This is a genomic window from uncultured Rhodococcus sp. (assembly GCF_963525155.1).
In the GTDB taxonomy this organism is placed as follows: Bacteria; Actinomycetota; Actinomycetes; order Mycobacteriales; family Mycobacteriaceae; genus Rhodococcus_F; species Rhodococcus_F qingshengii.
This window is the reverse complement of sequence record NZ_CAURKP010000062.1, coordinates 1-18,228: the sequence shown is the minus strand read 5'-3', so window position 1 is coordinate 18,228 and position 18,228 is coordinate 1. Positions and strand designations below refer to the sequence as shown.

Annotated in this window: 13 protein-coding genes; 3 read left to right on the top strand and 10 right to left on the bottom strand. The window is 63.5% G+C overall.

Annotated elements, in window-relative coordinates; all coding sequences use genetic code 11:
* Positions 1-5: 5 nt before the first annotated feature.
* The 4 genes from RWT78_RS14695 to RWT78_RS14680 all read right to left on the bottom strand — a co-directional run bounded on the left by RWT78_RS14695 (position 6) and on the right by RWT78_RS14680 (position 4,875).
* On the bottom strand, positions 6-929 hold the full coding sequence (locus RWT78_RS14695; protein WP_003943958.1) for an MBL fold metallo-hydrolase: 924 nt from the start codon (positions 927-929) through the stop codon (positions 6-8).
* A 110-nt stretch (positions 930-1,039) separates the two neighbouring features.
* On the bottom strand, positions 1,040-2,191 hold the full coding sequence (locus tag RWT78_RS14690; RefSeq protein WP_003943897.1) for an acyl-CoA dehydrogenase family protein: 1,152 nt from the start codon (positions 2,189-2,191) through the stop codon (positions 1,040-1,042).
* A gap of 2 nt (positions 2,192-2,193) precedes the next feature.
* Positions 2,194-3,375, bottom strand: coding sequence for a thiolase family protein (locus RWT78_RS14685; protein ID WP_007731825.1), 1,182 nt, complete (start codon positions 3,373-3,375; stop codon positions 2,194-2,196).
* Between the two features lie 90 nt (positions 3,376-3,465).
* Positions 3,466-4,875, bottom strand: coding sequence for an amino acid permease (locus tag RWT78_RS14680; protein ID WP_314676430.1), 1,410 nt, complete (start codon positions 4,873-4,875; stop codon positions 3,466-3,468).
* 171 nt (positions 4,876-5,046) lie between these two features.
* Between RWT78_RS14680 and RWT78_RS14675 the strand changes: the two genes are divergently transcribed.
* On the top strand, positions 5,047-6,540 hold the full coding sequence (locus tag RWT78_RS14675; RefSeq protein ID WP_314676429.1) for a PucR family transcriptional regulator: 1,494 nt from the start codon (positions 5,047-5,049) through the stop codon (positions 6,538-6,540).
* Between the two features lie 102 nt (positions 6,541-6,642).
* Here RWT78_RS14675 and RWT78_RS14670 read toward each other — a convergent pair whose 3' ends face one another.
* On the bottom strand, positions 6,643-8,205 hold the full coding sequence (locus tag RWT78_RS14670) for a SpoIID/LytB domain-containing protein (protein WP_007731827.1): 1,563 nt from the start codon (positions 8,203-8,205) through the stop codon (positions 6,643-6,645).
* A 331-nt stretch (positions 8,206-8,536) separates the two neighbouring features.
* On the opposite strand from RWT78_RS14670, the gene RWT78_RS14665 reads away from it, so the two are divergent.
* Positions 8,537-10,510 carry an N-acetylmuramoyl-L-alanine amidase gene (locus RWT78_RS14665; protein ID WP_003943924.1) on the top strand — a complete coding sequence of 658 codons (1,974 nt, stop codon included), beginning with the start codon at positions 8,537-8,539 and terminating at the stop codon, positions 10,508-10,510.
* Positions 10,511-10,547: 37 nt separating this feature from the next.
* On the opposite strand, the gene RWT78_RS14660 is transcribed toward RWT78_RS14665, so the two are convergent.
* Genes RWT78_RS14660 through RWT78_RS14650 form a run of 3 tightly spaced genes read right to left on the bottom strand, consistent with a single transcriptional unit; the run spans position 10,548 to position 12,916 of the window.
* Positions 10,548-11,369, bottom strand: coding sequence for a Cof-type HAD-IIB family hydrolase (locus RWT78_RS14660; RefSeq protein WP_037131235.1), 822 nt, complete (start codon positions 11,367-11,369; stop codon positions 10,548-10,550).
* A gap of 53 nt (positions 11,370-11,422) precedes the next feature.
* Positions 11,423-12,157 carry a 1-acyl-sn-glycerol-3-phosphate acyltransferase gene (locus tag RWT78_RS14655; protein ID WP_007731829.1) on the bottom strand — a complete coding sequence of 245 codons (735 nt, stop codon included), beginning with the start codon at positions 12,155-12,157 and terminating at the stop codon, positions 11,423-11,425.
* A 3-nt stretch (positions 12,158-12,160) separates the two neighbouring features.
* A complete protein-coding gene (locus tag RWT78_RS14650) occupies positions 12,161-12,916 on the bottom strand; it encodes a 1-acyl-sn-glycerol-3-phosphate acyltransferase (protein ID WP_003943903.1) in 756 nt (251 codons plus the stop codon).
* A gap of 93 nt (positions 12,917-13,009) precedes the next feature.
* On the opposite strand from RWT78_RS14650, the gene RWT78_RS14645 reads away from it, so the two are divergent.
* Positions 13,010-13,849: a hypothetical protein gene (locus RWT78_RS14645; RefSeq protein ID WP_314676428.1), complete on the top strand. Its 840-nt coding sequence runs from the start codon at positions 13,010-13,012 to the stop codon at positions 13,847-13,849.
* A gap of 10 nt (positions 13,850-13,859) precedes the next feature.
* Here RWT78_RS14645 and RWT78_RS14640 read toward each other — a convergent pair whose 3' ends face one another.
* Together RWT78_RS14640 and RWT78_RS14635 are read right to left on the bottom strand one after the other, a co-directional pair.
* Positions 13,860-16,751, bottom strand: coding sequence for an Ig-like domain-containing protein (locus RWT78_RS14640; protein WP_314676427.1), 2,892 nt, complete (start codon positions 16,749-16,751; stop codon positions 13,860-13,862).
* Positions 16,752-17,002: 251 nt separating this feature from the next.
* Positions 17,003-18,228, bottom strand: a 1,226-nt coding sequence (locus RWT78_RS14635; RefSeq protein WP_314676426.1) for an Ig-like domain-containing protein, incomplete at its 5' end; no start/stop codon positions are given.

Sequence of the window (18,228 nt, the reverse complement as noted above, 5' to 3'; positions counted from 1 at the left end):
GCAAGTCAGGACGCTGCGAGACCGATCGGACCGGAAGCACTCGGTGCACCGCTCGAATCGAATTCGATCGCGATCGGTTCGTCGACCGGAAAGTGTGCGGGAAGTAGAAGGAGTCCCTCCGACGCGCAGCGTTCGAGAAGTTCGCGGCGGGTGACCCTGGCGATCTCGGGATCCGCGTCGCCGCCCTGGCTGAGGTCCGGGTACAGAAACTGGATCGGGTGGTGGATCACATCGCCGGAGATGACGGCGCCGCCGTCGGCAGTGCGAATCTCGATCACGATATGGCCCGGCGTGTGGCCGGGCGCGCTGCGCACGACGACGCGAGTGCCTTCGGACTCGGCCAGGACGTGGCCGTCGTCGACCGCCTCCCACTTCGCCCCGTCCAGAACGGGACGGACGCTGTCCTCGAAGGTCTGCGCCAGATCCGAGACCACTCCTTCGTGTGGACCGTCGGCGGCGAGTTGTTGGAGCGCGGCCAGTTCGGTGCGATCGAAAATGTAGGTCGCGCGGGGGAAGGTAGGCCGCCAGGTTTCGGCGTCGAGGGCGGTGTTCCAGCCACAGTGGTCGGGGTGCAGATGTGTGCTGACCACCAGATCGACGTCGTCGACGGACACACCGGTGGCTGCGAAGCGTGAGAGGTAGTCGGTGCCGAACATGTGATGCGGCAAGAGGTTCGGCCGGTGCTTGCTGTTGCCGTTGCCGGTGTCGACCACGATGGCCTTGCCGCCGATTTCCACCAGGTAGGTGTGGATGGCAAGTACGAGGTCACCGCTACCCGCGTCGAAGAACTCCGGTGTCAGCCGCGCCGACGCTTCCTCTATCTCCGCCTCACTCGTCTGGGGAAAGAGCTCTCGCGGCGGAAACGGCCAGTGCGCCAGCTCTGTCAGTTGGGTGACGCGCGCCGACCCGACGTCGATGGTGAAGCTCATCAGTGTTTGCCTTCCGAACAGCTCGATACCGCTTGTGGGCACACACAAAGGCACCCACCGAAATGCTCGGTGGGTGCCTGGTCGGTGTCAATGGTTTTCGACGCCGGTGATCAAAGACTCTTCGCGATGATGCCCTTCATCACTTCGTTGGCGCCGGCGTAGATCTTCTGGACGCGGGAGTCCTCGTACATGCGCGCGATCGGGTACTCACGCATGTAGCCGTATCCGCCGTAGAGCTGCACGCACCGGTCGACGACGGCGCATTGCTGCTCAGTGAGCCAGTACTTGACCATCGCGGCGTCTGCGCCGTCCAGCTCGCCGTTGAGGTGATCCTCGATGCAGTTGTCGAGGAAGACACGGCAGGTGCGTGCGATCGTCTGGCACTCGGCCAGCTCGAAGGCGGTGTTCTGGAACTCGAAGAGGCTGTGCCCGAACGCTTGACGCGCCTTGGTGTATGCGACGGTCTCCTCGACTGCACGCTCGATGGTGCCGATGGCCTGCGCGCCGATGATGAGGCGTTCCTGCACCAGCTGCGCCATCAACTGACCGAAGCCGAGCCCCTCGGACTCACCGAGGAGGTTCGAGACGGGAACGCGAACGTCGGTGAAGGACAGCTCCGACGTATCGGCGCCGTGCTGACCGACCTTGTCGAGCACGCGGCCGACCGCAAAGCCTTCGCAGTCACGAAGATCCACGATCAGGAGCGAGACACCCTTGGCGCCCGCTTTGGGGTCGGTCTTGACGGCAAGCACGATCATGTCTGCGCTGCCACCATTGGTGATGAAGGTCTTCGACCCGTTCACGACGTAGTGGTCACCGTCACGGACCGCGGACGTGGTGATTGCCTTGAGGTCGGAACCTGTTCCTGGCTCGGTCATTCCGATGGCGCCGAGGATTTCGCCCGTCGCCATACCTGGCAGCCAGGCCTTCTTCTGCTCTTCGCTTCCGTACTCGAGCACGTAGTGCGCCACGATGCCACTGTGCACGGAGTTACCGAGCGCATAGTCACCGCAGTAGCCCTGCGCCTCGAAGACAGCGAGATCGTGCGCGAAAGTTCCACCGCCCCCGCCGTATTCCTCGGGAATCGAGCAGCACAGCAGGCCGAGCTTGCCGGCTTCGAGCCACACGGACCGGTCGACGCGATGCTGAGCGTCCCACTGCTCACGCTTGGCGATCAGTTCACGATCGAAGAAACCACGGGCCAGTTCGGCTACTGCGGCGATCTCGTCGTCATGCCACGACGGCTTGCGCTTGGTCGCCATGATCAGACCCGCTTCAGCAGGGCAGCGAGTGCCTGACCGCCGCCGATGCACATGGTGACGATGCCGAATTCGAGGTCGCGACGGACCATGTCGCGTGCCGCGCGCAGCGTGAGGATGGCTCCGGTGGCGCCGACCGGGTGTCCGAGGGCGATTGCTCCGCCGTACGGGTTGGTCTTTTCCGGATCCAGGCCACTGTCACGGATGACGGCGATGGCCTGCGAAGCAAAGGCCTCGTTGACCTCGGCGGTGCCGATGTCGGACGGCTTCAATCCTGTTTGCGCAAAGAGCTTTTCGAGAGCGAGCACGGGAGCGTAGCCCATCAGGCCGGGCTCCATGGCTGCCGTCGTGACGGTTTCGAGCGTGACCAGTCCGGTGAGACCGCGCTTGGCTGCCTCGGTGCCCGTCGCGAGGACGAGTGCGCCGGCGCCGTCGTTGATCCCCGACGCGTTACCGGCGGTGACGGATCCGCCCTCTTCGAATGCGGGGCGCAGCTTGGCGAGGGTTTCGACGGTGGTTCCGGGCTTGGGATGCTCGTCCTCGGTGACGGTGACGGAGCGCCGACCACCGGTCTCGACGGGAGTGATTTCCTCGGCGAATGCCGCCTTCGCTGCGTCGGTAGCGGCGCGGCGCTGAGATTCGACGGCGAACTCGTCCTGCTGCTCGCGACTGACGCCGTACTTACGGGCGACGGCTTCGGCAGTGCGGCCCATGTGAGCCTTGCTGAACGGGTCGGTGAGCATCGCGACGGTGCCGTCGACGAGGCTGCGATCGCCGAGCTTGTAGCCCGAGCGGGCGGCGAAGTCGTAGAAGGGCATGCGAGACATGCTCTCGTCACCGCCGGCGAGCGTGATGGCAGCTGCACCCCATCGCATCTGCATCGCCGCAGACCACACAGCCTGCAGGCCGCTGCCACAGAGGCGGTTGACGGTGTAGGCGGGGACGTTCTCGGGCAGTCCGGCGGCGATGCCGACGCGGCGTGCGTTGTAGGCGTCCGGGCCGACCTGGCCGATGCAGCCCATGACGACCTCGTCGATGTCTTCGGGCGCAACGCCGGCGCGGCTCAGCGCGGCCTTGGCTGCTGCGGCGCCCAGCTCGTGTGCGGGTACGTCCTTGAAGACGCCGCCGAAGCTACCGACGGGGGTCCTGGCCCCGTCGACGATGACGATCGGTTCGGGTGTGGTCATGATTGTCCCCATCTGCTGTGCTCACGTCGATTTCTCTGTCCGTGGCCGATACTAGGACATCTAAGTATCTCGCAGATGGGGACGTTGGTGTCAGGGTGTGGGAGCGCTCTCGGCGACGGGCACGACCTCGGCGTCGGCGTTGGTGTCTTTGTGGTTCCGGTAGCGGTAGAGCCCGATACCCACGAGGATCGCTGCAAGTCCCAGGGACACGATCATCTGGCTGCGCGTCGAGTCCAGGGTGAGCATGCCGATGCAGAGCGCGATGATGGCGGCGATCGTGGCGTAGGTCAGGTACGGGAAGAACCACATCTTGAGTTCCAGCTCCTGGCCCGAAGCTTCGAGCTTGCGGCGGGTGCGCAGCTGGGACACCGAGATGACGAGCCAGACGAACAGCGCGATCGCACCGGAGGAGTTGACCAGGAACAGGAAGACCTTGTCCGGGGAGAGGTAGTTCATGCCGACGGTCAGGAAGCCGACGATCGTCGAGACCAGGACAGCGCGCATCGGGACGCCGGTCTTCTCGATACGTGAGAGCGACTTGGGGGCGTCGCCGCGGCCGGCGAGGGAGAAGATCATGCGGCTCGCGGTGTAGAGACCCGAGTTGAGGCAGGACAGAACCGACGTGAGGACGACGACGTCCATGATGTTGCCCGCGGCCGGAATGCCGTAGGAGTCCATGACGGCGACGTACGGGCTGAGTGCAACCGACGCGCTGTCCCAGGGAAGCAGGGTGACGACCACCGCGATCGAGCCGATGTAGAAGATGAGAATTCGCCAGACGACGGATTTGACGGCTGCGCGAACAGCTTCGAGCGGGTTGGCCGATTCACCGGCGGCGATCGTGGCGATTTCGGCCCCGAAGAACGAGAACACGACCACAAGGACTGCGGCGAGCATCGCTCCTGTTCCGTTCGGCAGGAAGCCGCCGTGACCGGTCAGGTTTGTCATTCCGGGTGCTTCGACGCCGGGCATCCATCCGCAGATCGCCACGATGCCCATGCCGAGGAACGCGATGATGGCGACGACCTTGATGGAGGCGAACCAGAACTCGAACTCGCCGAACGACTTGACCGAGATGATGTTGGTCAGCGTCAGCACGATCATCAGAATCAATGCCCAGGTCCACTGGGGAACCCCCGGAACCCAGCGATTCATGATGAGGGCACCGGCGGTGGCCTCGATGCCGAGCACGATGATCCAGAACCAGGCGTACAGCCAGCCGATCGAGAAGCCCGCCCAGCGGCCGATGGCCTTGTCGGCGTACGAGGAGAACGAGCCGGTTTCCGGCGACGCTGCCGACATCTCACCGAGCATGCGCATCACGAGGATGACGACGACGCCGGCAAGCGCGTAGGAAATCAGGACACCGGGTCCCGTCTCCTGGATCGCCACACCGGAGCCGACGAACAGTCCGGCGCCGATGACGCCTGCGATCGCAATCATCGACAGATGCCGCTTCTTCAGCGTGTGCTGAAGTGCCGGCTGGTCTGTACTGGACATCAGTACTCCTTGTGGGCTGTTCGGGAGGGTGGATCTCGGTGACGCTCTTCTGGAGCGCATTTTCGATAGCGCCAGTGTCGGACCTTCGGCAAGCTCGCGTCAGGCTCCACTTTGTACAAACGTGACCGCAGGCACTACAAAGTGGCGAGTCCGAGGTGTCAGACTGGACCCATGCCCATCACGCTCCGCCAGCTTTGTGCGACCGAACAGTTCGGCCTTCGCGTCCTGGCGGGGCACGACCAGCTCGATCGCACCCTGACCTGGGCACATGTCTCCGAACTTCCCGACCCGACGCCCTTCCTCCACGGCGGTGAACTACTACTCATCACCGGGGTGTCACTACCGACGACGGCCGCGGAAACGACCCGATTCGTACGGACCCTGGTGGCGGCCGGAATTGCCGGAATCGGTTTCGGAACCGGCCTCGGATACGAGCAGGCGCCACAGACTCTGGTGGATGCGGCCACCCGTTTCAGTGTGCCCCTTCTCGACGTCCCATTGCGAACACCTTTCATCGCCCTGACCAAAGCGGTGTCGAAGGCGCAATCCGACGACGACATGAAAGCGCTCCGCAGCAATTACCAGAGCCTGCGGCGACTGCTTCAAGCTGCGGTGACGGTCAACGGCACCCGGGCAGTCGTACGACGGGTGGCGGAATTGATCGGCGGATGGGCGGCTCTGCTGGACTCGGCCGGACATACCGTCGAGATCTCACACACCGCCGCGGCCGCCGGAATCGAGCGAACTGCCCCCGAGCGCGACGCCCGCCCGATGGAAGTCAGTTTCCTCACGAGTGAGAACGAGGACGTCATCTCCCATCCGCTGCTGACGTCGAGGGGAAAGCTGATGGGGTACCTCGTCGCCGGCTGCCCCGGCGCCGTCGGTTCACTGAATCAGGGCATCGTCATCGCAGCCGCGTCGCTGCTCACGTTGATGACGGCTCGAACCCGAGACGCACAGCTGACGATGAACCACCTTCGTACCGTTGCGATGCATCAGCTGTTCGAGGGACAGAATGCGCTCGCCCGCAACATCTCCGGGGAACTGTGGGGAGGATTTCCGGTCGAGCCTTTCCAGGTCTTCCACGTAGCGGGCCCAAGTGGCCTGCTCGAGAGCGTGTCCGTCTCACTGCTCGATGGTCTCAGCCGCGATCTGGCGTTCGGCATCACCGACGGTGCACTGATTGCCGTCGTCTCGGCTACCGACAGCGGGCGAATCCTCGCCCGTGTCAACGAAATCGACGTCACCGTCGGCGTGTCGGACATGCTGTGGTGGGACGATCTCTCGCGCGCCAGACGCCAAGCCGCGCAGGCAGCAGCCGAGGCCGGTGCCCGCAACCTGCCTTCGATGCGGTTCGCCGAACTCTCGGAGAGCGGATTGTCCGCATTTCTCGACCAGGATCGCTCGACGGCATTCGCGGCGGCACACTTGCGCCCGCTTCTGGAAGCGAAGGGCGGTAGCGATCTCTACCGGACCTTGGCCATGTGGCTGGCACACAACGGTGTGGGCGACGCCGCGGCCACAGCGCTGAATATTCATCGGCATACGTTGCGCAGCAGACTCGCTCGGATCGAGAGCCTTCTCCAGCTCGACCTCGGCTCCCCCACGGAACGTGCGGAGTTGTGGCTCGAGTACCGCCTGCTCGGCGACGCCCCGACCATCTGACCGACAACCAACGAACCCTGAACGACCTGAAGGGCCTCCGCCGGGTTACGGCAGAGACCCTTCAGAGTCGATACGTGCGAGTCGCTACCGACCGACCTTCCCCTAGCTTCCGCCCGTCGGTATCCACTCGCGGAGCACGTTGGCATCAACTACCTGCGCGCCCAAAACCTTTGTCCAGATGATGGTTCCGTTTTCGTAGACACGGAAAGTGCCTGCTTCGGAGGGCAACTGCATCTCCGGGCCGGCAGGAGCACCGAGAGAGCCGCTTTCACCGCCGAGCTCCCGATACTTCTTCTCGATCTGCGTCTCCGTAACCGTACCCGATGGATCGTCGGATGGCGAATTGGATTCCGGCACTGTCGATTCCGAATCCGGTGCCACTACCACACCCGCACCGTCACCGATGGTGAACCAGTCGGATTTCAGGCCGAGTTTCTGGCGGAACTGAATTCCGGTGGCGCCAACAGTTGCATCTGTTCCGACTACCTCGACTGCCGTCACTCGCCCGCCGTCGGTACCGAATCCGTTGCGCGAGAGAATCTTGAGCGATTGCAGCTCACCCACATCGAAGGCGTCCGCAATCTGCCCTGCGGTCAGATTCACTGTCCAGTCATGATTCGGAGAAAGGGCGTCACCGAGATCCTCGACGGCCGGGAATTCACCGCCGGAGCTGTAACCTCCTGTGGACGAGGAGAATTCGGTGGCAACAATCTTGCCGTCACGCGACAGAACGGCGCCGGCGGTGGACCGGACGGCTTCGGTGGTGCGGGGATCTTCCTTGCCTGCTCCGCCGTAGACCTGGCAGTCCTGAGTGTCGCAGGTGTCGGCGTACGAGCTGCGATGCTCGGTCGCAGCGTACGAGCGTGCTGCCACGGCTTGCGCCCGTAGCGCTTCGGCCCCACCGGAATCGGCCCATTCGGCCTTCGCTTCGACCGGCACCACGCCGAGCAGGTAGTCCTCCATGTCGAGGAGATTGACTGTCCGAGCCGAGCCGTTGTCGAGCACTACGCCGAGGGCGCCTCGATAGGGCGCATCGTTGTTGCACAGCTTCAGGAACTGGTCGGCGGGTCGATCAGGACCGAGGTCCACCGGGTCCACCCACGGATGCTCGGTGACCGCTTCCCAGACAACCCCGCCACCGCACCCGCTGGTGACCACTACCTGCGCACCGCCACCGGGCAGTGCAGTGAGATGGGCAGCCTCGCCGGGCGCGGTGCGCTGACCGTTGACCACGAGGCCGGCGTCGGAGTAGACGTCGAGCGTCGAGTTGTCCTGGGCCGTGAGCCGCACACTCATCTGGGCGGGCGGCATCGAGTCCAGGACGGTTCCGCCGTAGTAGTGACTGAGGATTCGCTCGCCGGACCAGCCGTCGTTCTTGGCGTAGCCGTAAGCGCCCCACTGGCCCATTCCACGGCCATGTCCGTTGCCGTGACCGGAGAGCGTGAATTGCGTGTCGGCAGCGACGGCGTGCAGGATCGACGGCTCGTCAGCGCGGATTTGCGTGAAACCTCCGATCGCGACGCCGAGCGCAAGAGCCGGAACGAGACCGAGGACCGAGATCCGCATCAGCGAGGTTCGCCTCCCGGGTCCGCCCACCAGAAAGCGACCTGCGCGACCGGACACAGGCTTCTTACCTGCAGTTCCGCTTCTTCCGCTTCTCGCCATCAATGCTCTCCTCATCGCTACCGGCCTCACGAGTCCGCGAAGTCGGTACTTCGCGCGCAGGCCAGTCCACAACGATTTAACTAAAGTCTCACCCTAAGGTTGAGCGTTATGGACTTTTGTGACTAGTGTGGCAAGAGTGTTTGGAGTTAGCAACACCAGTCACACGAGTCACATCAGCATCACGAGTTGCAGACGTACGCGTCCGAAAACTGGAGTTCAACCCCAGAACATGGCATCCGACCTGCTCGGATCCGGTTTTGAAGGATTCCGTTCACGGCCGTCATCGGCCCTGAAGTTCGCTCGCAAGTAACTACAACCGAGGAGTAATCCCTTGCCACACCGTCGACCGAAGCCCTCGCTCGTACTCGGGGCTGTAGCCGCAGTGGCTGTCGCAAGTCCTTTTGCGGTCTACGGCTTCACGAGCACTACGTCCGATGTACGTTCCGCGAACGAGACGACGTCAGTAGCAGTGCCGACCCAGATCGCAGAGGTGCTCCTCGCGTCGGTGCCCGACATCATCATTCCGGTCAAGGAGCTGACCGGTCTCGATCTCCCCGACATCAACCTGGGCGATCTCAGAAACCTCAAGCTCCCGACCGAAATCCCGCTACCTCCCGGGATCACGCTGCCGACCGAGCTGTTCCCGGCACCCGCTGCTCCCGGCGCCCCGACCGAAACCGCTCCGGTTCCTTCCGAGGAAGAGCCAGGTGCCGTGGTCAAGGAAGTCACCCGCGACACTCCGTTCAGCATGGTCGCGTTGACCTCGGACACCATCGCCTCGGCGCAGTCCAAGGTCCGCGCCCTGGCCGAAGACGGCACCTGGGGCCCGTGGTTCACCCCTGACGCCATCGACTCCGCCAGCTCGGATCAGGCCACCAACTCCGGTACCGCCACCGAACCGGTCTTCGTCGGCGCCACCAAGTCCATCCAGATCCTCACGCCGCAGGGCGCCGCTGCTCCCGCAGCCGAGGTTGTGCCGGCCCCGGCTCCGGAAGCTGCCCCCGCGCCCGCTCCGGAAGCTGCCCCCGCTGAAGCACCCGCAGCCACCGGCGAACTCGGGTACACACCCGCTTCGGTGTCCAAGCCGCTTCGCCAGGTGACGACGGCAGCAGATGCCGTCACCGCCGTGTTGATCGACCCGGGTGCCAGCGAGGCAGACAGCAATCTGCAGGCCGTCGCAGCGCCGCTCGGCGGCAGCGGACCGTCCGTCATCACCCGTGCTCAGTGGGGAGCAGACGAGTCACTTCGCTGCGACTCCCCCACCTACGACGACTTCATCGGTGGCGCGACCGTTCACCACACCGCAGGTAGCAACAACTACACGAAGGCCGAATCGGCCGGCATCGTCCGCTCGATCTACGCCTACCACGCACAGACGCTCGGCTGGTGCGACGTCGGATACAACGTCCTCGTCGACAAGTACGGTCAGACCTTCGAAGGCCGCGCAGGCGGACTCGACAAGGCAGTTCAGGGTGCACACGCGGGTGGATTCAACGAGAACACCACCGGTATCGCGATGATGGGCGACTACTCCACCGTCGAGCCTTCGCAGGCGACGCTCAACGCCGTCGGCAAGTTCCTCGGTTGGAAGCTCGGCATGGCCGGACTCGATCCCAAGGGCCGAACGACGATGTACTCCGAGGGCACCGAGTTCACGCCGTACCCGCAGGGCGCAGCAGTCGATCTGCCGATCATCTTCGCCCACCGCGACGTCGGAAACACCGCGTGCCCGGGTGATGCCGCATACGCACACATGAACGACATCCGGAACATCGCGGCCGCGAACATCGGGGGAACGTTGAACCCCTCGAACCCTTCCAATCCGTCGACGCCTGCGCCCAAGCCGACCACTCCGGTCGACACGGTCACCGGTGGCACCGGTTCGTCGATCCCGGATCTGGTCACCCAGATTCTGCAGATCACCGACAATTCACCGCTCGCGCAGAAGTGGATCGCCGAAGGTGGCGAGATCGGACGCCTCGGCCAGGCACTGTCCGGAATTCTGCAGGCGAAGCTCGGCAACCAGGGTGCGCTGTTCCAGAACGGCGCTGTCTACACCTCGCCGAACGGCGGAGTGTTCACCGTGCTCGGCGAGATCTTCAAGTCGTGGCAGAGTTTCGGTTCCGACGCGGGTGAACTGGGATTGCCGATCTCGGACGAGTACTCGATCCCGGACGGCCTGCGAAGCGACTTCGAGAACGGTTCGCTGATCTTCAACCAGATCACCGGCATGGTCACGAAGGTCCTCAAGACCTACAACGAGACCTTTGCCCAGGAAATGGCCAACAGCGCGCCTGTCGGCTGACACTCGAGCAAGACACGTCCTCGGGCGCTGGTGGGTTCTACGACCACCAGCGCTCGAGGACTTTTGCGACCCCGTGTGCCGAATTGGTGTCGGTGACCTCGTCGGCTGCGGCTTTGGCTTCGGGGTGAGCGTTGCCCATGGCAACGCCGAGTCGAGCCATCCCCAGCATCGGGATGTCGTTGGGCATGTCCCCGAAGGCCACCAGACCCGACAGGTCGAAGCCGAACCTCTCCGCGGCGGCAACCAGGCCCGACGCCTTCGTGATGCCCGGCGCCGAGAGTTCGATCAGTCCGTTCTCGGTGGAGTACGTCATGTCGGCGAGCGCACCGACGTGCGGGGCGAGCGTGTCGTACATCGCCGTGCTGGTCATGCCTGGACGGCGAATCAGGAGTTTGACGGCCGGCGCCGCAAGCACTTCGTCCTCGGACATCTCGGTGTTGTCCGGGTTGAGCCAGGCGTGTTCGTAATCTGGTGAGCTGACGAACTGTGGGGTGGCGGCGTCATGTGCGCTCTCCCCCACTCGTTCCGCGGCCAAACCTGCGCCCGGGAGTGCAACCAGTGCCAGCTCGGAGAGTTCGGTGAGTGCGTCGACCGACAAGGTCGCGGCGCTGAGGACGCGGTCGGCGTAGCTGTCGTAGACAACGGCTCCATTGGCGCAGACGGCGAGTGGCGCGTATCCCAAGCCCTCGACGACGGGCGAAATCCATCGCGGAGGACGCCCGGTTGCCAGCAGGAACGGCGTGCCGGATTCGACGACGGCATGCACGGCGGCGCGGGTGCGGGCACTGACCAACTCGTCGTGATCGATGAGGGTGCCGTCGACATCGGTCGCAACCAAGGTTGGGCGGTCAGGGCTGATACGACGGTCTGGGCTCACACCGCCATTGTGCCTGCCCGGTACGACGGTCTCGCTCAGCGCGCCCGCTTCGCGCGTTCCTGTGCGTCCATGGCCGCGGCTTCCTCCGGCGTCGGTGCGCCACCGCCGAGTCGGCGAGGCACCCAGTACGCCCCGGGCTCGTGCACGAACCCGTCCTGAACGTGGCGCAGGATTGCATCCATCTCGATGCGCAGAATCTCGCTCAACGCTTCGGCGGGTTCTACCGGATCGATCGGCGCACCCACCTCCACCGAGATCGGGAAATGATTGCGGCCCAGATTTTTCGGTCCGCCCTTGGTGACGATCCGCTGGGCGCCCCAGACGATCAGCGGAATTATCGGTACGCCGGCGTCGATGGCCATCCGAGCTGCTCCGGATTTCATTTCCTTGATCTCGAAGCTCCGGCTGATCGTCGCCTCCGGGTAGACGCCCACCAGTTCGCCCCGTTTCAGGGCGTCGACTCCGGCTCGATACGCCTGCGCTCCGGCAGAGCGATCGACTTCGATGACTCCGCATCCACGCATGAGGAAGCCGAGTACCTTGTTGTCCGCCAACTCGGCCTTTGCCATCACCCTGAGCTTGCGTTTCGCGGTGCCGACCGCCAGGGCCGCCGGTATGAAATCGAGGTAGCTCGTGTGGTTGATCGCGATGACGGCACCGCCGGACACCGGGACGTTCTCAGTCCCGGTGCGGGTGACCTTCACACCCTGGAAACCGCTCAGACCACGCGCGACTACCTCGACAGCGGTGTAAACGGGTTCGAAGGACATCGGTCAGCCTTCGGACTTCCGCGCCTCGCGAGCCTTGGCTTTCGCCTCGGCCTCATCGGCATCCATCTTGTCGGCCTGCTCGAGCGTCGGCGCGCTGCCACCGAGGCGGGCCGGCACCCAGTACTCGCCGGCGGGATGGTCGTAGTTCTTCTGCAGATCGAGCAGCAACTCCTGCATCGTCGACCGCAGCTTCGCCGTCAGCTCACTCGCCGGCTCGAAAGGTGCAATCGGCTCGCCGACGGCAATGGAGATGGGAGTGTTGGTGCGGCCCAAACGCTTCGGATAACCCTTCGTCCACACGCGCTGAGCGCCCCAGATGACGACGGGAACGATCGGGACGCCCGCCTCGATCGCCATGCGGGCGGCGCCGGACTTGAATTCCTTGATCTCGAAGCTCCGACTGATCGTGGCTTCGGGGTACACGCCCACCAATTCGCCGCGCTTCAGGAAATCTACGGCCGCCTTGTAGGAGTCGGCGCCCGCGCCGCGGTCGACCGGGATGTGCTTGAGGGCCCGCATGATCGGTCCGGAGATCTTGTTGTCGAAGACCTCTTTCTTGGCCATGAACCGGATGTAGCGCTTCGGGGTCCGTGCCGGCAGTCCCGCATACGTGAAGTCCATGTACCCGGTGTGGTTGATCGCGATCACGGCGCCACCGGACGCCGGGATGTTCTGCTCTCCCTTGACGGAGAACTTCAGGCCCTCGAAAGCGAAGACGGTACGGGCGATGCCGATGACTGTTCTGTAAACGGGATCCACAGTTCGCTAGCGTAGACGGGAATCCGTGATCTGACCCGCAGCAGTTCTGGGGTGGATGTTGGTCAGAATGTCGCAAAAGGGGCGTACGAACGAATGAAGTCGGCAGGACGAGCGGCAGTGGGGGCAGTCGCACTCGCCATGACGTTGGCGATAACCGCATGTGAGGACGACGGACGGACGGGAATCCTGACGGACGAACCGTCTCCGCCGACGACTGAAACCACGACGACAACCACTCTCGCACCCACGACGACAATTGCGCCCGCTGCGCCGGCCGCGCCACCTCCGGTTGGTGACGTGCCCGGCAATCCGGCTGCTGCGCCGGCCTTGGCAGCTTGGGCAACGGACCTGGTGTCCTTGGACGTGGACGCGCTCACGAACGCATGCTGGACGATGCCGCCCACAACGATCGCCGACCGATACTCGGATGTTCCCGCCATCTTGACGGCCATCGCCGCACCAGGCGTCGACGGCCAGTACGCGGTCACCTGGAGCGGCGGCGGACTCTCCGTCGCCGCCAAGCGCTCGGAGATCGCTTCCGGCTATGCGTGCCCGTTCGTCTTCCCTGCGGGGCAATCAAACTTCTACACCGCGGCCGACGCTTCCCACGCCGTCGTCAGGTTTCTCTCACGCGCCACGGGACGGCCGGTCAATACCCGCGACGTCGAGACGTTCTATCCACTGATCTGCCCCGGCAACAGCCCGTGGGATCCGGACGGCACCGGCGCAACCGGCCAGCCGCCTCTCAAGCTCGATCCGAATCAGCTGGCCGGTATCAAGTCTTTCGACGCCGACGCTGCAACAGTCACTCCGGTTCGCGGCGACTACGTCCGTGTCACCCTGCCCGTCAGCGACGGAACCGGTAACTCGCGCTCGATGCAGTTCACCCTGTCGATCGGCCCCGAGGGATATTTACTCGGGGCCGCGACCTGAACTGCTTCGGTCAGGAACCGAAGGGAAGGAAATCGCTCGAGCCAGCGCTGCCTGAACCAAGGCTGCCCGTGCCACCACCGGTTGCAGCCTTGACCTGAATTGCGTGGGCCGTCGAGGTGGAGCCTGTGAATCCGGCTGCGCCACTGTAGATTGCCGAAATCGAATGCGCGCCAGTTGTGGTGAAGGTGTGGTTCAGCGCCGCGATCCCGTTGACCACCGCCACAGCGTCACCGATCGGGGTGTCCCCATCCATGAACTGCACCGTTCCACCGTTCTGCACCGAACTGACAGTCGCCGACAGCGTCACCGACTTGTTCACCACAGCATCGGCAGGCGCCGTCACCACAGTCTCCGTGGTGACATCCGAAGGCGCAGGGTCCGTTACATTCACCGTCCGCGCTTGGGCCGAGGATCCGACTACACCGGCTCCTCCCGAATAGACCGCAGTGATGCTGTGCGCACCCGCAGAGGTAAACGAATGCGTCAGGCCGGCAGCGCCGGCCGTAACCGCTTCAGGACCGCCGATCGCGACGCCACCGTCGTAGAACTGCACGGTTCCGACGCCGACAGCATCATCCGACGACGTTCGGACGGTTGCCCACAAGTCGGTCGCCACACCAGTTTTGGCGTCGGTCGGGATATTCAGTTCGACGACGGATTCCTGGTCGGCAACACTGACCTGAACTGACTTCGCACTCGCAACCGAGTTCTTGAATCCGGAACCAGCGGTGAAATCCGCGGTAATGCTCTGCGCACCAGCAGCATCGAAAGAATGTGAGAGGGTCGCGGTGCCACCGGACACCGTCACCGGGGAACCGATCGCAGTGCCATTCGACTTGAACTGCACCGAACCCACAGCGTTGTTCGGAGCAACCGTCGCCGTCAGATCAACAACCGTACCCGTGACGGCAGTCGCCGGAACCGAGAGTGAGGTCATGGTCTGGACATCCACCGGAGCCGGATCCGACACCGTCACCGTCCGAGCCGACGCCGACGAACTCACAAACCCTGCAGCAGCAGTGAAGTCAGCGGTAACACTTTGAGCACCAGCAGTATCGAACGTATGGCTCAATGTCGCAACACCGCCAGTCACCGTCACCGGTGAACCGATCGCAGTGCCATTCGACTTGAACTGCACCGAACCCACAGCGTTGTTCGGAGCAACCGTCGCCGTCAGATCAACAACCGTACCCGTGACGGCAGTCGCCGGAACCGAGAGTGAGGTCATGGTCTGGACATCCACCGGAGCCGGATCCGACACCGTCACCGTCCGAGCCGACGCCGACGAACTCACAAACCCTGCAGCAGCAGTGAAGTCAGCGGTAACACTTTGAGCACCAGCAACACTGAACGCATGCGACAGAATTGCGGACCCACCGGCAACAGTCACCGGAGAACCGATCGCCGCACCGTTCGACTTGAACTGCACCGAACCCACAGCATTGCTCGGAGCAACCGTCGCAGTCAGATCAACAGCAGTACCCGTAACCGCCGTAGCCGGAACTTGAAGCGTTGTAGTCGTACTCAGCGATGAGCTCGAGATCTCGATGGTCTGAGCTTGCGCGGTCGAACCACCAAAACCTGCAGTACCTGAGTAGACCGCAGTGATCGAGTGCGATCCCGCCGTAGTGAACGTGTGATCCAGGGTCGCCGCTCCGCCAGTCACCGCGATGGGTCCGCCGATGTCGATGCCACCGTCCTTGAACTGGACCGTTCCGCCGTTAGCTGCCGGTGAGATGTTTGCGGTCAGCGCGACCGAGGTCTGCTCGACGGCACTACTCGGGACTGTCAACGACGCAGTCGTCTGTACATCGGCAGCGGCCACGCTCACTGTGCGTGCTGGTGACGTGGATGTCAGAAACTCGAGAACACCGTCGTATACAGCGGTGATGGAGTGATCGCCTGCCGCGGTGAATGTATGTGGCAGTGTGGCAACGCCATTGACGACGGCCACCGGGGCGCCGATGTCAGTTCCGCCATCCTTGAACTGAACGGTGCCGCCTGTCGGTGCCGGGGAGACCTGCGCAACCAAATCGGTCGACTGACCGACCGTTGCAGCCGCGCCGGATGTCACTGTGGTCGAGGTCGCCGCCTGCGAGACGACGTTGACGGTGGCCAATGCCTGACCACCCGCATTCAACCCACCACCACTCGAATCGCGCGGAGAGCAGTTGTAGCGCTCCCAGTACCCCGGCCAAAGGGTCTCGTACTGCAAGAACGTGAACGCATTCTTCGGCGAATTGAACGCACCCGAATCACCATCTGTGGCACGCAACTTCGGCTGCACCGTACTACCCGCGGCACCGGCAACCACCGTCACGTCGATCGCCGGCAACCGGAAGGTCTTCCCTGCCCCTACCTCGATTCCACCGTCACTGTTCTTGCTCGTGCTCGGGCCGTTACCGCCCTTGTTGTTCGAGTCAGCAGTCTGATTGTTCCCCGAAATACGCAGATGCGTACCCGCGCCATCCGGCGAACCGCCGTCGTTGATCCGAATCACCGACGGAGTCACACCGGACAAATTCGACGAAGTACCTGCCACGACCTGAGCATCCACCAACGACACCCCTGCAGGTATATCGAAGTCGTACTTGAGCCGCGTCCACTTACCGACACTGCGGCCTGCATGCCCACCCGTCGGCACCGACATCACGTTCGGCTGAACCCGATAGGTGAACGTCGACCCCGCCACCACCTTCTCCGGCGCAGACACCGTCACACCCGTCGAATGAAACACATCCGCGATATCAACAGCCAGATGTTCATAACCATCGCAACCCAGCTTGAACCCGATCGAGTTCTCCACCGGGGGAGATGACGTCGGAGCTGCCGAAGCAACGCCACCTGCCACCAGCACGCCACCGACCAACGCCGCCACCACGACCGCGGAACTTCTTTTCACCAACACGAACTCTCCTCAGCTAGCAACAGACGTGGATCGGGAACCGCACGGAAGGAGGTCACTCGAACAGAGCGGAAATCGGAATGGAGCTGGACGCTCGTACAGTACCCGTCAAAAGTAGTACTTGTATCAGTTATTTCAGACAATATTCACGAATTGCCAATAGTTCAGCTAACGACCGATCAGCGATTCCCGAAGAGCAATGCCCCCTTGCACCTATGGGCGCAAGGGGGCATCACATCATCGGAGAATCATGAACCGAACGGCAGCGACAGCGAACCGAGCGAACCGGAGCCAACACCCCCGTTACCGACGTTCACAACCGATGCAGTCGACGTGGAACCCGTGACGCCCTGGGCTCCGCTGTAGACCGCGGTGATCGAATGGTTGCCGGTCGTGGTGAAGGTGTGGCTCAGCACGGCCTGCCCACCGACAACATCAACGGCAGTTCCGATCGGAGTCGTTCCGTCGAAGAACTGGACGGTTCCCGACGTCGCGCCGGAAGAACTGACCACAGCCTTCAGCTGCACCGCCGTGCCGACCTTTGCCGAGGACGGAGCCGTCAACGACGTAGAGCTTTCGACATCCGACGGGGTCGGAACCGTGACATTGACGTCGACAGACTCCGCAGCGGACGACGTGAACACACCGGATCCACTGAATGCAGCCGAGACTGCAAAGGTGCCTTCTGCTCCGAACACGTGCGGCAGCTTGGCAACTCCGTCAACAACCGCGACCGGGGCGCCCAGATCGACTCCACCGATCTTGAACTGGACCGTTCCGCCGGACGGCACCAGGGCGTCCGAGGGATCTTCGGACACTGTCGCGAAGAGATCAACAGGCAGTCCGACCTTGGCTTCACCCTGAACACTCAGCACCGTCTTTGTCGCCTTGTCGACCGGAGCCGGATCCGACACCGTCACCGTCTGAGCAGGCGCCGACGAACTCACAAACCCAGCACCAGCGGTGAAGTCAGCGGTAACACTTTGTGCACCAGCAACATCGAACGAATGCGAGAGCGTCGCAACACCCGACGTGACTGTCACCGGTGAACCAATGGCCGTGCCGTTCGACTTGAACTGCACCGTACCGACAGCATTGTTCGGAGCAACCGTCGCCGTCAGATCAACCGCCGCACCCGTGACGGCAGTCGCCGGAACCGACAACGACGTCGTCGTCTCCACATCCCCCGGAGCCGGATCCGACACCGTCACCGTCTGAGCAGGCGCCGACGAGCTGACAAACCCAGCTCCAGCGGTGAAGTCGGCCGTAACACTCTGCGCACCAGCAACATCGAACGCGTGCGAAAGCGTCGCAACACCACCAGTCACCGTGACCGGGGAGCCGATTGCCGTGCCGTTCGACTTGAACTGCACCGTACCGACAGCAGTATTCGGAGCCACGGTAGCGGTCAGATCAACAGCCGTACCCGTGATCGCCGTCGCCGGAACCGAGAGTGACGTCGTGGTCTCCACAT

Coding starts and splice junctions, on each gene's coding strand:
- RWT78_RS14695 (WP_003943958.1), bottom strand. CDS start 929: ATGAGCTTCACCATCGACGTCGGGTCGGCGCGCGTCACCCAACTGACA.
- RWT78_RS14690 (WP_003943897.1), bottom strand. CDS start 2,191: ATGGCGACCAAGCGCAAGCCGTCGTGGCATGACGACGAGATCGCCGCA.
- RWT78_RS14685 (WP_007731825.1), bottom strand. CDS start 3,375: ATGACCACACCCGAACCGATCGTCATCGTCGACGGGGCCAGGACCCCC.
- RWT78_RS14680 (WP_314676430.1), bottom strand. CDS start 4,875: ATGTCCAGTACAGACCAGCCGGCACTTCAGCACACGCTGAAGAAGCGG.
- RWT78_RS14675 (WP_314676429.1), top strand. CDS start 5,047: ATGCCCATCACGCTCCGCCAGCTTTGTGCGACCGAACAGTTCGGCCTT.
- RWT78_RS14670 (WP_007731827.1), bottom strand. CDS start 8,205: ATGGCGAGAAGCGGAAGAAGCGGAACTGCAGGTAAGAAGCCTGTGTCC.
- RWT78_RS14655 (WP_007731829.1), bottom strand. CDS start 12,157: ATGTCCTTCGAACCCGTTTACACCGCTGTCGAGGTAGTCGCGCGTGGT.
- RWT78_RS14645 (WP_314676428.1), top strand. CDS start 13,010: ATGAAGTCGGCAGGACGAGCGGCAGTGGGGGCAGTCGCACTCGCCATG.